The sequence below is a fragment of the Anaerolactibacter massiliensis genome, from assembly GCF_900290205.1.
Lineage (GTDB): Bacteria > Bacillota_I > Bacilli_A > Erysipelotrichales > Erysipelotrichaceae > Bulleidia > Bulleidia intestinalis.
The window spans coordinates 53,299-67,977 of record NZ_OLMH01000001.1; the positions used below are offsets into that span (position 1 = coordinate 53,299).

The following is a 14,679-nucleotide window of genomic DNA, read 5'->3' on the forward strand; positions in this document are numbered from 1 at the left end:
GGTACCAGAAAAAGGCGGAAAGAAAAAAGCATTCTGAACAGAATGAGATCTGGTTCAGAATGCTCTGCAATCACTTCCGATTGGTGCCGTGATAGACAACAGCCATGAAGCCCGGGCCGACATGTGCGGTAATGACCGGGCCGAGCAGGTTGACGGTCACTTTCTTCAGCTGCGGATAAGTTTCCAGGATCTTTGCACGAAATTGCTCTGCGTCTTCAGGGGTTCCGGAGTGGATAACCGCAACTTCTTCTTCAGGGGTCTGTTCGTTCATCGTGTCTTTCATATCTGCGATGAGTTCACTCCAGGCTTTGCGCTTTCCGTGGGCTTTCTTGTAGGCAACCAGTTTTCCTTCGTCATCGACGATAATCAATGGCTTGATGGAAAGCAGCGTGCCGATCCAGGCTGAAGCGTTGGAAAGGCGTCCGCCTTTTCGCAGCCATTTGAGGTCATCGACCATGAATCTGCCGATGTATTCCAGCTTATGGCTTTCAAGCCAGCTGATGACTTCATCCAGAGATGCTCCGGCTTCTTTCATCGAGACTGCTTTCTTGACGAGCAGTCCGAGGATATCGGTGACAGCATAGGTTTCCAGATAGACAAAGCGCTGCTCAGGATATTCTTCGCGGATCATGTTCGCTGCCATCTGGGCATTCTTCAATGAAGAAGAGATCGCGCTGGTCATGTCGAGGTAGAGAATGTCCTTCTTTTCCTGCATCAGTTTCACGAAGAACTTATGGTAGTCATAGATGGAAATGGCGGAAGTGCTGACTTCGGCGCCATTGCGCATGGCTTCATACATCTTCACTCTGGTTTCCGGGCGGCAGTCATCGCGGTATTCCTTTCCATCAAGGACATAAGGATATGAAATGAACGGAATATGGTGCTGCTGAAGGTATTCCGGAGTCAGGTCTGCAGTGGATGCAGTCGCAATAATATAATCGTTCATAGAATTCGGGGATTATCGTAACACATCCCCTCAAGCTTTTCGATGCCGCGGATGATTCTTGGACAGGGGTCCGAAAAGTGTCCGCCTTCACGCAGTTCATAGAATACGTGCCTGTTCTGCGATTCCAGAATCTCTTTTGTTTCTATGGTCTTTTCCTCCACCGTGCTGAGAATCGGGGACCTGGAATTCTTCTCGGCATTGCCGATGGAGAGATAGAAGAACTCCGCATGAGATGGATTCTGTTTCAGGAATTCCGTGAAGCCTGGATACCAGAGGGATCCGGAGGCAGACATCACTCCATCAATGCCCTCGATTCTGGCAGACGCATACAGAGCGAAGAGACCGGCAAGAGAATATCCGCAGAGGAAAATCTGAGAATAGTCTTTCTGTGCTTCCAGCAGAACCGGTTCCACCTGGTCTTTCAGGAAGGAATCCGCATGGCCGCTGAAGTCCGTTCCTTTCCGGAATACTTTCTCTGCGGGCCATGGCGAGAGATGATCATTCCAGTCCTTCTCTGATACAGGAATCTGCAGAATGGAAATCTCCGGCAGGGCTGTGCTGATGCGATGAATGTCTTCTTCTCCGATCAGAACTGCAAGGACTCTCCTGCCTGGATTGAACGCGTTCATCAGTCTTCTATGCGGAGAATCGTCATGCCTTCTTCCTGTTCCAGCATCTGCTTCGGTGCTGCCAGTACTTCTGCGCGATTCTCTGCAGATTCAATCTGATCAGCGAGCTGAACCAGATCTTCCGGAACGGTAGACAGAATCTCCTGTCTGCGCACCTGTCTGGACTCATAGGTCTGACCGCGGAACCAGAGGCTGTCCCCGGTTCTCTGTTTCTGGCCAGGAGTCATCAGCGGTTCTGCGGAAGCGATGGTGCCGATGATGTAGTCGGTCAGATCGTCCGAAGAAGCTGCCATTTCGCGGATCGCTGCCGGGACGTTCTGATAGACACTCAAGGACTTTCCGGGAGTCGGATCGCGATAGCTCCAGCATCCGGTGATGCCGCTCGGAGAGACGAGGAAGCCGGTTCCGTAGGCTCCTCCTTTTACGCGGATCTCTGTCCAGAGATATCCGTAAGTCATCATATGGGCTAGTACTCTTGCGTGTCCGCTGTATTCCGGAAGACGGATCACGGAAGCACTGTAGCCGATCTGAGCAGGAATCTCGATGCCTTCTCTTGGATCAGTGAGCAGCGGATAGTGGACGACACAGCGCTGGAATGGAATGTCATTCAGGGAATCGATGATTCTCCTGCATTCCGGAAGATTCTCTTCTCCGGAGATGCTCATGGTCAGCCGGTTTCTGCTGAAGATCACTTCCTGGTACATCTCTGCTTCATTAACGAATTCTGCGGAGAGCTGATCATAATGGTCGGCAAGCTCGCTGATCTTCTGTGCAGCGGTGATGCCGCTGAAGTATTCTTTTGCGGCATTATCGGCCGTGAAATGTGCAGCCGCTCTCAGAATTGCCGCACTATGCCCGCCAGCGATCAGGGTCTGGCGGTACTGTTCCTTTTCCTGCAGGACCATCGGCTGAATCATCGCCGGATCCAGAATAGTCTCCTGCAGAATCTCAAGAATCAGATCCACTGCTTTCGGAAGGTTTTCCTTCAGCACGCTGCAGGAACAAGCCAATACCGGAATGCAGGCATCCGGATGGCCGGCTGCGGCATAGACGTCTGCGTAGAATGACAGGTTTCCGACATAGCGGCGGATCTCCTGCTGCAGTTCCGGAAGAGTATGCGATTTCGTCGGCAGCCTGGACAGCAGATGGGAATACATGCCTGCATACGGAAGCTGTTCTTTTCTGAGACCGGCAGCGCTAAAGTACAGATTCAGATAGACAATGCCGCTGTCGCTCTCTGGATACAGCAGGATCGGAACATGGTGATATTCCTGTTCTTCCGGCTCCAGCGGAATCGGCTTTGCGGAGACTTCAGAGAGGCTGAGCTTCGGAAGAGAAGCTTTCTGCTCCGGAGTATCCGTGCCTGCCTGCCACTCATCCAGTTCGAGGTTCTCGGCAATATACTTGGTGATCTCCGGTCCCCAGGATTCCTTGACGGAATGAAGACGGGCTGCTTCTTTCTCGGCTCTCTTCTTTCCGAGATCCGGATCCGGGAGCGTGATCAGCAGAGAGAGATGATCAGGATCCAGGAATTCTTTCAGCAGATTCTCGAAGTATCCGGATTCTGTTTCTGCACGCAGTTCCTGATAGCAGCTGCCGCAGTTCAGATACAGTTCCGGATCGCCGCCATACATCCATGAATTATAGGAAGAAGCTGCCAGCATGACTCCGGCTGGTTCTTTCGGTTCCCGGTAATGGAATTCGTTCTGGCTGAGGGCAGCCAGGATAGCTTCATGATCAAGGCCATGTTCCGCAAGGTCACTGAGGGTGTCTTTGATAACTTTCTCTGCTTTTTCAGCAAGGGCTTCATCAGTATTGCGGACAATGACTGCGGCATATGGCTGCAGCATCGAATCGATGACCGCGATCTCGACATCCTGCCCCGCCCCTGCTTCGAGGACTGCTTTCTTCAGCGGAGACTCATTGTGTTCTGCAAGCACGCTGGAAAGTACATCCCAGGCCAGCAGTTTCTTCACGTCTTCATACGTTCCGATCACGCGGCCGAAGGTGATCTGCGTCTTGTTCTTCGGATCTTCATCCGGTGCGATTTCATAGAAGTTCTTTTTCCTGCATGCAGGTACATCTTTCTGCATCGGAATTGCCGGGGCACCATTGCTGTGGTCATAGTCCCGGAAGTATCCGTCAATCTTCCCGAGCACTGCATCGATGTCCAGATCTCCATCGAGGAAGGTCATGGAGTTGCCGGGATGATAGAAACGCTTATGCGTTGCCAGGAAGTCTTCATAAGAGAGGTCCGGAATATGTTCGGGATCTCCTCCGGATACATATTTATAGCAGTTATCCGGGAACAGAATGCGGTTCATCTCGTCGATGATGGTTTCATCGACGGAGGAGAAGGCGCCTTTCATCTCATTGAAGACGACGCCTTTATAGACTGGTTCGTCTTCCGGGTTGCGGATTTCATAGTGCCAGCCTTCCTGACGGAAGATATCCGGATTCGTATAGATGGCCGGGTGCAGAACGGCATCGAGATAAACGTCCATCAGATTCAGGAAGTCTCTGGGGTTGCGGCTGCTGACGGGATAGAAAGTCTTGTCAGAGCCGGTCATCGCATTCAGAAATGTCTGCAGAGAAGATTTCAGAAGATCGACGAATGGTTCTCTGACCGGGTATTTCCGGGATCCGTTAAGCACAGAGTGTTCACAGATATGAAATACGCCGGTATCGTTTTCCGGGATCGTGCGAAAGCCGATGCAGAAGGTCTTGTTTTCTTCTGCCCGGGCGAGCCAGCAGAGCTTTGCGCCGGTCTTTTCGTGTTCCATTTCATAGAGGGTTCCATGACGGTCTTCGAGCGGGCGTATGCGGGTCACGCGGAAGCCGTGCAGTTCATCATTGAGATTCAATTCCATGGGCAATCCTTTCTTTCCTTGTCCTATTCAGTGTATCACACTGCGCATCCGGACAAGTCTCTGGCGCCGCATGATAGAATAGTCCCGGAATGGAGCTGGAATATGCTTAGAATTGAAGTTCATACCCCTGTTTCTGATCAGGCAGATCCGATTGAGACCGCGATCAGGGAACATCATATCAAGGCTGCAGATGTGCATTCTGCAGAGATTGTTCATCGTTCGTTAGACGCAAGGGCCAAAAGAGCGCCGCGCTATGACTGGCAGATTGATCTGGAGCTGGAGAACGAAGCTTTTTATCTGAAGAAGCTGAAGGCAAGGCACACTGAGCCGTATCACTATCAAGTGCCTGAGGCTGGTTCAGAGGTTCTGGAGACGAGACCGGTCATTGCCGGGTTCGGCCCGGCAGGGATGGCGGCTGCTTATCTGCTTGCGGCGAAAGGATACCGGCCGATTGTCGTGGAACGGGGTCCGGCAATTGAAGACCGCAAGGCAGCGGTGGATTCGTACTGGAAAACCGGAGTGCTGGATCCGGAGAGGAATGTGCAGTTCGGTGAAGGCGGTGCCGGGGCATTCTCAGATGGAAAGCTGACGACCCGGGTCAAGGATCCCAGAGTGCGTCTGATTCTGACAGAATTGGTGAAGGCTGGTGCGGATCCTTCGATCATATGGATGAATCATCCGCATATCGGCACAGATGCGCTGTGCGGGATTGATGAGAATCTGAGAAAAGCAATCGAAAGGATGGGCGGAGAAGTGCGATTCATGACGAAGCTGGAGCAGATCGTCACGGATCATGGTTCTCTGAAAGAAGTGAAGCTGAGTGACGGGAGCGTGCTTCCGTGCCGGATGCTGATTCTTGCGATCGGTCATAGTGCCAGAGATACGTTCCGGATGCTGGAGGAGTGCGGGGTGCCGATGGAGGCGAAGCAGTTTGCGGTCGGGTTCCGGGCAGAGCATCTGCAGTCCTTCATCAATGCCAGACAGTACCGCAGCATTCCGGAGGGAACCGTTCTGCCGGCGGCGGAGTATCATCTGAGTCATACGTCTTCGCTTGGTAAAGGCGTATACAGTTTCTGCATGTGCCCTGGGGGATATGTGGTCGCGGCGGCGAGTGAGAAAGATACGGTGGTCGTCAACGGTATGTCGTATGCGGCAAGAGATGGCAGGAATGCCAACAGCGCCCTGGTCATTCAGACGGATGCGTCGGATTTCGGGGAAGGCCTGATGGCAGGCGTGGAGTTCCAGGAGCGCATGGAACATCTGGCCTTTGAAATGGGAAACGGAAAAGCGCCGTGCGAAACGATTGCGCATTATCTGGATCCTTCAGCCGGCAATGAGATCTTGGATGTGGTGCCGACCTATCCGCTGGGGGTGAAGATGCTGGATCTGCATCCCCTGCTGAATGAACGGATGAATCAGAGTCTTGCAGAGATGCTGGTGCATACCGAGAAAATCTTCCCGGGGTTTACGAAGAACGGGGCATTATTTACCGGCGTGGAGACGAGAACGAGTTCACCGGTACGGATATTGCGGAATCTTTCAACAATGGAATCAGAAGTCGCGGGATTGTATCCGTGCGGAGAAGGTGCCGGGTATTCCGGCGGAATTGTTTCGTCAGCGATTGACGGCGTGAAGGCAGCGGAGCAGATCATTGCCCGCTTTGCACCGCCGGAAGGATTGGAGTAAACAGTGATGTCAGAAGAACAAGATGAGGAACTGATTCTGCATGCGGCAGTGCTGCATATTCTGGATTTCAGGACCGGGGCTTCGGTATATTCCGAGCAGGTTCTGGATCTGGAGGATGAAACGGTATTCAGCTATGTGATGCATCAGATGGTGCGGGCGGTCAACGATATGCAGAACCGGGAAGGAACGTTCCGTGAGGACAGTTCCATGAAGAGAGTTCTGGAGCAGTATGCAGAGGGTGAACTGGATTTCCTTCCGTTTTCGATGCAGGCGGCGCAGACTGCTGAAGAAGTCATGAAGACGTATCTCGATCTGCCAGCAGACTGTCTGGTGCTGGACTATGAGCAGAATGGAAAGAGATATGCAGGCATCCTGTTCCTGGAAATTTCCAAAGCATTCACGCAGATCACGGAGCAGAATGAGCGGACGGTGAATACGATTCTCGAGTCGTATTCCGTGCTGCCTGGATTCTCGAAGAAGATCCGCTCAGCTGCCTTTGTATGCCTGGATGATTTCTCGATCCGCTTCCTGGATGAAGCTTCGAAGAATGCTGATTCTTCTCTGATGCAGGAAGTGCTCGGGTGCACGTCCGGAAAGTCTTCCGAAGAAGTGCTGAAGACGCTGACGAAGATCACGGAGCAGGTGGCAGAAGAACATGAAGAAAACCCGGCACTGATGGTGAGCCGGGTCAAGAACTATCTTCGTCAGACGACCGAATCTTCGCCAAGTGTGACGACGGAAGATCTTTCGTCTCATGTGTTTTCTGAATCAGAGGAACTGAAGACTGCGTTTGAGAAACGGGCAGAAGAAGAAGAGATTCCGGAAGAAGTGGTTCTGCCTAAGACTGCTGCAGTGAGAAAGCTGAAGAACCAGAGAATCCGGACGGATACCGGAATTGAGCTGACGTTTCCGACCGAATATTTCAGCAGTCCGGATTTCATCGAGTTCACGAATCATCCGGATGGAACGATTTCTATCGAGCTGAAGCATATCGGAAAGATCACGAACCGGTAGTCAGATGGCTAAGTCTTCCTGGGATTCCTTCTTCACTTCCCGGTAGACATAGCAAAATAGCGCGATGACGAAGATGGCAAAGACCGCGGTGGACAGAGATGTATTCACCATGATGCAGCCATCATAGAAGGCATGAAGCCCGGCAGCGGAAACAAATCCGGCCAGCAGGTTTCTGCTTCTGCCGACGTCGTCGCCATAGACGTCGCATACTTTTGCGCGGCCGTAATAGGAGCCGAGGAATACTCCGAAGGACAAGTGCGCAGGAATGGCGAGCAGAGCTCTTGACAGAGCGATGCTCAGACCATACTGAGCGATATAGAGAATATTCTCGAACGCCGCAAAGCCGAGGCTTACGAATACTGCATATACGACCCCGTCAAAGCGGTAGTTGAAGGCGGGCTGATTCCAGCTTCTGCGTTTCAGGAAATAGAACTTCGCTCCTTCTTCTGAGATTCCTACGAGGATGGCATCCGCGATTGCGGCAGATGCGGTTCCTTCGGAGATGGGAAGGGACGGAATCAGAAGATCTTCGCCGATCCATTCGAGCACCATCGCTGCAAGGGCAGCAAGCACGCCGCCGAACAGCAGAGAGACTAAGAGCCTGGCTGGCTCTTTTTCAATCTTGTCGTTCTGATAGATGAAGCGGAGCAGGACTGCGGCCGGAGTGATTGCGGCAGCCAGATAAATCAGCGCAGTGACAATCGGCAGGTCGTATACATGGCTCATAGTCAGTTCTCCTTGCTGTGGACAAGCTCGTAGATCTTATTTTTCGAAAACCCGGTTTCGGCAGCGACGTGCCGGATGGCTTCGGATTTGGTCATGCCGAGGGCAACATTCTCATTCACTTTGGAGAGAATCATGCCATAGTCAACATCTTTGGAGTAGTCATCATGGTTTCCGTCCATGATCACGACCATCTCCCCTTTCAGCTCTTCGCTGACTTCAAGCAGTTCCTTCACGGTGCCGCGCAGGAATTCTTCATGTACTTTCGTGAGTTCTCTGGCCAGGCAGCATTTCCGGTCGCCGAATACCTCGAGGCAGTCTTCGAGCATTTTCGTGATGCGATGGGGTGCTTCATAAAAAATCATCGTCATCGAATAGCTGCGGTATTCCTGCATCTTCTTTTTCCGTTCATGCGAAGAGGACGGCAGAAAGCCGATGAAGATAAATGGCTGCGCAACTAAGCCGCTGGCCACCAGGCCATCGAGCATCGCACTGCATCCGGACAGCGGAATGACGTTGTATCCGGCGGCGGCAGCTTCGGTCACGATGCGCTGGCCGGGATCATTAATGAGCGGATAGCCGGCATCGCTGATCAGGGCAACGTTCTGGCCCTGCGACAGCAGGTTCAGAATTCCTTTTGCACTGGAATCTTCGTTGAAGTTCTGATAGGCGATCAGCCGCTTATGAATTTCGAAATGCTTCAGCAGCTGACCGGAAGTGCGGGTGTCTTCGCAGGCGATGACGTCCACGCTGTTCAGCACTTCCACTGCTCTCGGGGTCATCTCATTGAGATTTCCGATCGGAGTCGGAACCAGAAACAGGGAAGGCTTCTCATTTTCAAAGCTCTTCTGGCGGTTCACTTGGCTTCTTCTTTCTCTGTCTCTGCCTTCTTCTTGGACTTGAAGCTGCGGACAGTCACATTCGGATTATTGGTTTCAGTATGCACCGGGTGCTTCGGACGGCGCGGCCCTGCCGTGCGGACTGCGGGTTTCTTCGGTGCAGATGCCTGCGGTTTCAGGCCGGCATGGGCATCGTTTCTTCTCGGCTTGCGGCGATCGGAAAGATCAGAAGCCGGAGTGACTTTCTTCGACTCGGAAGAGATGCCGCGGTTCTTCTCGGAATTGGTAGCCCGGAAGTCGGTCGGCGTCTCGACATTTCTGACGCCCGGGGCGATATGAGCAGGCTTTCCAGCAGAGCGCTGGGGACCTTTTCTGCCGACGGTCACGCCTTTGCGGACAATGGCCTTCGTGCGGAGGTCTTCAATCGAGATGACCTGGTAGGTCTCGCTGTTTTCAAGGCGGGCTTCATTGGACATGACATTCATGGATGCGACCCGGTACATGACGCCGTCATATTCCACGTGGGCACCCATTTTCGGCAGGCCTTCAGTCAGCTCTTTGTAGTTGTCGTTTTCATACTTCAGGCAGCACATCAGCTTGCCGCACATGCCGGACAGCTTCTCCGTATTCAGGGCAAGCAGCTGGGTCTTGGCCATGTTGATGGAAATGACGTCCATATGCGTCTTGAAACGGCTGCAGCAGCATTCCATGCCGCACATGCCGATGCCGCCGACCATCTTCGCCTTGTCGCGTTCGCCGATCTGGCGCAGTTCAATGCGGCAATGCAGCTGTGATCCGAGGCGTTTCAGAAGTTCCCGGAAGTCCACGCGCTGCTCAGACTGGTAGATGAACAGGATCTTGGAACGATCGAGCATGTATTCTGCTCTCAGCAGGTGCATATTCAGGCCGAGGTTCGTGATTTCTGCATTGCAGATCTCATAAGCTTCGCGGGAGTATTCCTTGTTGGTTTCATAGTCCTGCAGGTCTTCTTCATCGGCAATTCTGAGTATCGGTCTCTGGGGCATGCGGCATGGCACCATCTTGCTGGTGCACTGCGGGGTACCCTGGACTCTGCCGAGCTCGACACCCTGCTGGGTTTCGACGACCACGGCATCGCCGTTCTTCAGGTCCGGATTTTCCGTTCCGAACGAATAGGCCCGGCTGCTGTTGTCAAATTTCACGGATACGCTGTAGGTATAGTTCTTCGGCGTTTCCGCTGTTCTTGGTTCATTCATGATTCTACCTCCATCCGGTACATGGCCTGGGCGAATAAGAGGCTGAGGTCATTGTTCCGGTTCACGCGGTCGCGTTCTTCCATGGCGATCCGCAGTCTGCGTTCATAGATGCGCGGACTGTCGTTCATGGCAGCGCTTACTGCATTATGATACCATGCCGGTCCATCTGCGTCATGAACGAGCACGGACTTGCAGAACTGCATGACCATGCTGAAAAACAGCTGGAGCATATCGAGATTGGCATCTCTGGCATCGGCTGTCTTCACGGATTCATCGGTCTTCGAAGAACGGACCCGGTATCTGGCTTCATAGTCCACGACGAGAAGGCGCTGATCTCCCTGCACGTTCAGATACTGCTTCAGCATCTGCTTGGCAGTCTGATAGGCATAAGAGGCTGCCTGGTCGCCCATATTCCGGAAGTCGGAAGAGATGCCGGACAGGAAGAATGCGTCTTCGGGGTCCAGGCCTGCCTGTTCTGCCGCCTTGCGGTAGACATCGGCAGGCAATGGCCGGAACGGAACGATCACGCAGCGTGACCTGATAGTAGGAAGAATCCCCTCTGCATGGTCCGCAGTCAGAATGGCATAGACATCTCTGGCTGGTTCTTCGAGAAACTTGAGCAGGCTGTTCTGAGCACTGTCGCTGCTGTTCTCCATATGATCGATGATATAGACCTTCACGCCGCCTTCGGCAGCAGTGACGGAGAAACGGCTCTGGATCTCATCTGCTTCGTCTTTGGAGATGGCACTTTTCCGGTATCCGTCAATGAGAATCAGCGAACTGTAGTCGCCTGCGGCCATTCTGGTGAAGATCATCTGCTTTTCTGCAGAAAGATTTTCTTCTTCCGCAAGGCCGGTCTCTGTCTTGGCAAACAGGCTGCCCGCAACCAGAAAAGCCATGTCTTTCTTCAGGGAGCCTTTCGGCCCGAGAAACAGACATGCATGCGGGAGACTGCCGGTCTTCAGAGCCTGATCCAGAAAGCGGTATGCGGTTGGTTCATACTGGGCAAGAAGCTTTCTGATCTGTACCCGGTTCTGCCGGGACTCTGTTTCCTGTTCGATTCGCTTCGAGGCTTCCGCAATCTGTTCTTTCTCTTTTGCGGTCAGCTTCTTAGTCGCCATCCAGAAATCCTTTCACTGCTTCATAGGCATTCTGAATCACTTCTTCGACAGGTTTTGATGCGTCGATGAGAATCATGCGTTCTCTGTATTTCGAGATGACCTGCTGATAGCCTTCATAGACTGCCTGATGGAAACTGAGCTTTTCCTGATCGAGACGATCGAGATAAGCCCGATGATGGCTGATACGATCGAGTCCGGTCTCTGCATCAATGTTCAGGAAGATCGTTTTGTCAGGCATATGATTTTCAATCGCGAACTGATTGATGTCATAGACTGCCTGGATGCTGATGCCTCTTCCGACGCCCTGATAGGCAAGCGAGCTGTCAATGAACCGGTCGGAGATCACATGGATGCCCTGTTTCAGGGCGGGCAGAATCACTTCCACGAGATGCTGGCGGCGGCTGGCAGCGTAAAGCAGCGCTTCCGTGCGCACATCCATGGCCGTATTCTCGGGTTTCAGAATGACATTGCGGATCTGCTCGGCAATTTCGGAACCGCCTGGTTCTCTGGTATAGATGACCCGGTATCCGTCTGCCTGAAGCTTTTCAGTGACAGCGGTGGAGACGGTTGTTTTGCCGCTTCCGTCCGGGCCTTCGAAGGTAATGAATTTTCCTGTGCTCATAGAGCGATTATACCACGCTCAAAGAGTCCTAAGATGGATCGCGAAGCGGGTCTTCCAGGTCTCTGTTTCCGGAAGCAGCTCGATGGTTCCGCCTTCTGCTTCGATGATTTTCTTCGTGATTGCCATGCCGAGGCCGCTGCCTTTGGAATTGCGGGCATCATTGCCGGTCACGAATGGTTCGAAGATATGTTCTCTTGCATAGTCGGAGAGCCCGGAGCCGCTGTCTTCCAGAATCAGAACTGCAGTCTTTTCCTCTTTCTGCAGGGAAGCATGAATGACAATTCCGGCAGCATTATGACGGATCGAATTATTCACGATATTGTCGAGTGCTCTATGGAACAGAGCGGTATCCAGCATGCATGGAATCTCGGTTTCCGGCAGATCTGCTTCAAGCGTATCTCCTGAAAGCTCGCATTCCGGGTATTTGCCAGCCAGGTATTGACGGACCATTTCGGTCAAGTCCGTCTTCTGCAGATCAAGATGATAAGCCGGGTGATCCATCTTCGAGAACGTGTGGAACTCATTGATCAAGCCGGTCAGCTGCTCGCTTTTTTCTTCGATCAGCGACAGATACTGTTTCTCCTGGGACTCCGGGATCACGCCATCCCGGATCGCCCTGGCATAGCCTTCGATCACGGTGATCGGAGTCTTGAGATCATGCGAGATATCAGCCAGCATCTGCTGTTTTTCCTGCTCAGCCTGACGGCGTTCCTGCTCTGTTTTCTCAAGACGTGCACTCATCGTATTGAAGCTGTCGCACATCTCTGTGAATTCTGCTGGACCGCGATAGGCGATCTGCTCACCGACATTTCCTTCTGCAACCTCGGTCATCGCTTTCGACAGCATGGTGATAGGCTTGCGGAACCATCTGCTCAGCCACAAAACGAATACGAGCAGAATGATCACAAATGCTGCGATCAGAATCACGTCATACATCTGGATCACAAGATCAATCTTTGAATTCTCTCTGACCGTGCTGACCTTGGGAACTCCGACCAGAACGACGCAAGGTGATCCATCCTGCATGGTTTCGGAATAGACTGAAATCGTGCTGCCGCTGCTTTCGCCGATCAGCACCATGCGCAGGGTTTCTGAAATATGATCGCCGACCGGAATCTTATCCAGAGTGCTGTACGTAACCGTTCCGGTTGATACATCCACCAGAAACATTCCTTCAATGGAAAATGCACTGCCCTCTGCCGTGCTTTCCGGGCTGTAGGCAATGTATTCTCCCGTTTTCGCGCCATCTTCTTCCTGGTATTCCGTATATCCGATATAGCCATCGCCAATCGAAAGAATCGAAACATCCTCCGCATTGAGCAGAAGGTTTTCTGGTGATCCGGAGGATCCCGAGATGGGAGTTCCGTCTTCGCCGATCAGAAGATACCAGCCATTGCCATTCAGCCAGTTTTTCGGAATCGACGATTCTTTTCCATCCGCGGCATACTGCGCGATCTCTTCCCCATGAACAAAAGCAGGATTGGAATAGGAATTCGTGATGAGCTGGTTCAGGAACTTGCCGATGCCGCCCAGGGCTACCAGCACGATTGCCGCAAAGCAGGCATACTGGAAGACCAGCATCCAGAACATCGAGATGTTCTTTTTCTTATTTTTCATATTCAAAGCGGTATCCGAGCCCTCTTACCGTATGGATATACTGCGGGTTCTTCGCATCGTCTTCAATCTTGTCGCGGAGATTGGAGATATGGACCATGATCGTATTGTCATCGCTGGAAAAGTAGGTTCCGTTGATGGCGGTATAGACCTGCATCTTCGTGAATACGGTTCCCGGTTTCTCCATCAGCATCGACAGGATCCTGAATTCCGTCGGCGTCAGCGGAATGTTCTCTCCGCGCTTGGTCAGCGTCATGCGCTTCTGGTCCAGGACCAGATCTCCTGCTTCCAGCACTTCCGGAGAGGTTTCAGCTGCTCCGAGCTTGTAATACCTTCTTAACAGTGCTTTGATGCGGGCAATGATCTCAAGCGGGTTGAATGGCTTGGTCATGTAGTCATCTGCCCCGAGATCCAGTCCGATCACTTTATCGGAATACTGATTTCTGGCCGAAAGAATCAGAATCGGAAGATTGCTTTTCTCCCGCAGTTTCTGTGTCACGGCCCAGCCGTCCATCCTGGGCATCATCAGATCCAGCACGGCCAGATCGACCTTGGTCTTCTCCGCTATCTGCATGGCTTCGACCCCGTCTTCTGCCAGGCTGACTTCCCATCCTTCTTTTTCCAGATACAGCTTCAGAAGCTGCGCGATATCGCTGTCATCTTCTGCTACGAGTATGTGATATGTCATATGCACCTCTTGCACAAAGATTACCACGCAGATGCGAGGATTCCCGGTTTCTTAATGATATTTCAGAAAACGGAATCGACAGAAATCGAAGGCTGGTGTATTGTAAGTAGCCGAGGCAGAAATGCCTCCGTCAGTAGCGGCTACCTGACGTACACCTAAAATAAGGAGATTTTTCATCAATGAAACTGAATCAATTTACCCGCACTGCGATGATCGCAGCCATTTACACCGTTCTCTGCTTTATTCCGGGGTTATCGCTGATTTCCTTCGGAGCCATCCAGGTCCGCATTGCCGAAGCCCTCACGCTTCTGCCGCTGATCTATCATGACGGCATCTACGGGGTTACGCTGGGCTGTTTCCTGGCAAACCTGATCGGGGCTGCCACAGGCATCAATCCGACCGGATTCCTGGATGCCATCGTCGGCACCCTTGCAACCTTCTTAGCAGCTGAGTGCACGTATCACCTGAGAAATAAGCTGGTGAAAGGCATTCCTCTCTGGAGCATCCTGATGCCGGTCGTCTTCAACTTCTTCTTCGTGGGAGCAGAGCTTGCAGTGCTTTATATGCCGGACAATAAATTCCTCGGCACGATGATCTTCGGGGCTGAGGTTGCGGTCGGAGAGCTGATCTCCGTCTTCGTCGGCTATCTTCTGATCAGAGCACTTGAGAAACGCGGCCTCTTCAGAAGCTGA

13 protein-coding genes are annotated in these 14,679 nt (G+C 52.5%); 3 read left to right on the forward strand and 10 right to left on the reverse strand.

Annotated elements, in window-relative coordinates:
* Positions 1–70: 70 nt before the first annotated feature.
* The 3 genes from C7E00_RS00310 to C7E00_RS00320 are packed head-to-tail and all read right to left on the reverse strand — an operon-like array spanning position 71 to position 4,445.
* Positions 71–946, reverse strand: coding sequence for a DegV family protein (locus C7E00_RS00310; protein WP_105302381.1), 876 nt, complete (start codon positions 944–946; stop codon positions 71–73).
* Positions 943–1,575, reverse strand: coding sequence for an alpha/beta hydrolase (locus C7E00_RS00315; RefSeq protein WP_105302382.1), 633 nt, complete (start codon positions 1,573–1,575; stop codon positions 943–945). Before C7E00_RS00315 ends, C7E00_RS00310 begins: the two co-directional genes overlap by 4 nt.
* Positions 1,575–4,445, reverse strand: coding sequence for an insulinase family protein (locus tag C7E00_RS00320; protein ID WP_105302383.1), 2,871 nt, complete (start codon positions 4,443–4,445; stop codon positions 1,575–1,577). The genes C7E00_RS00315 and C7E00_RS00320 overlap by 1 nt, the downstream gene beginning before the upstream one ends.
* A 102-nt stretch (positions 4,446–4,547) precedes the next feature.
* Between C7E00_RS00320 and C7E00_RS00325 the strand changes: the two genes are divergently transcribed.
* Both C7E00_RS00325 and C7E00_RS00330 read left to right on the forward strand, forming a co-directional pair.
* Positions 4,548–6,131 carry an NAD(P)/FAD-dependent oxidoreductase gene (locus tag C7E00_RS00325; RefSeq protein WP_105302384.1) on the forward strand — a complete coding sequence of 528 codons (1,584 nt, stop codon included), beginning with the start codon at positions 4,548–4,550 and terminating at the stop codon, positions 6,129–6,131.
* Between the two features lie 6 nt (positions 6,132–6,137).
* Positions 6,138–7,145: a nucleoid-associated protein gene (locus tag C7E00_RS00330; RefSeq protein ID WP_105302385.1), complete on the forward strand. Its 1,008-nt coding sequence runs from the start codon at positions 6,138–6,140 to the stop codon at positions 7,143–7,145.
* Here C7E00_RS00330 and C7E00_RS00335 read toward each other — a convergent pair whose 3' ends face one another.
* The 7 genes from C7E00_RS00335 to C7E00_RS00365 are packed head-to-tail and all read right to left on the reverse strand — an operon-like array spanning position 7,146 to position 13,987.
* On the reverse strand, positions 7,146–7,871 hold the full coding sequence (locus C7E00_RS00335; RefSeq protein ID WP_105302386.1) for a PrsW family intramembrane metalloprotease: 726 nt from the start codon (positions 7,869–7,871) through the stop codon (positions 7,146–7,148).
* A 2-nt stretch (positions 7,872–7,873) separates the two neighbouring features.
* On the reverse strand, positions 7,874–8,728 hold the full coding sequence (rsmI, locus tag C7E00_RS00340) for a 16S rRNA (cytidine(1402)-2'-O)-methyltransferase (RefSeq protein ID WP_105302387.1): 855 nt from the start codon (positions 8,726–8,728) through the stop codon (positions 7,874–7,876).
* The gene (gene ricT, locus C7E00_RS00345) at positions 8,725–9,942 is read right to left on the reverse strand and encodes a regulatory iron-sulfur-containing complex subunit RicT (RefSeq protein WP_105302388.1); all 1,218 of its coding nucleotides are present in this window, start codon (positions 9,940–9,942) and stop codon (positions 8,725–8,727) included. The genes rsmI and ricT overlap by 4 nt, the downstream gene beginning before the upstream one ends.
* Complete coding sequence (locus C7E00_RS00350; RefSeq protein ID WP_105302389.1) at positions 9,939–11,063, reverse strand: hypothetical protein; 1,125 nt, start codon at positions 11,061–11,063, stop codon at positions 9,939–9,941. Before C7E00_RS00350 ends, ricT begins: the two co-directional genes overlap by 4 nt.
* Positions 11,053–11,685, reverse strand: coding sequence for a dTMP kinase (gene tmk, locus C7E00_RS00355; RefSeq protein WP_105302390.1), 633 nt, complete (start codon positions 11,683–11,685; stop codon positions 11,053–11,055). The genes C7E00_RS00350 and tmk overlap by 11 nt, the downstream gene beginning before the upstream one ends.
* Positions 11,686–11,703: 18 nt before the next feature.
* Positions 11,704–13,302 (reverse strand): HAMP domain-containing sensor histidine kinase, encoded by a 1,599-nt coding sequence (locus tag C7E00_RS00360; protein ID WP_105302391.1) that lies wholly within the window; start codon positions 13,300–13,302, stop codon positions 11,704–11,706.
* Positions 13,292–13,987, reverse strand: coding sequence for a response regulator transcription factor (locus C7E00_RS00365; protein ID WP_105302392.1), 696 nt, complete (start codon positions 13,985–13,987; stop codon positions 13,292–13,294). The genes C7E00_RS00360 and C7E00_RS00365 overlap by 11 nt, the downstream gene beginning before the upstream one ends.
* Before the next feature lie 179 nt (positions 13,988–14,166).
* Here C7E00_RS00365 and C7E00_RS00370 point away from each other — a divergent pair, with 179 nt between their 5' ends.
* The gene (locus C7E00_RS00370) at positions 14,167–14,679 is read left to right on the forward strand and encodes a QueT transporter family protein (RefSeq protein WP_105302393.1); all 513 of its coding nucleotides are present in this window, start codon (positions 14,167–14,169) and stop codon (positions 14,677–14,679) included.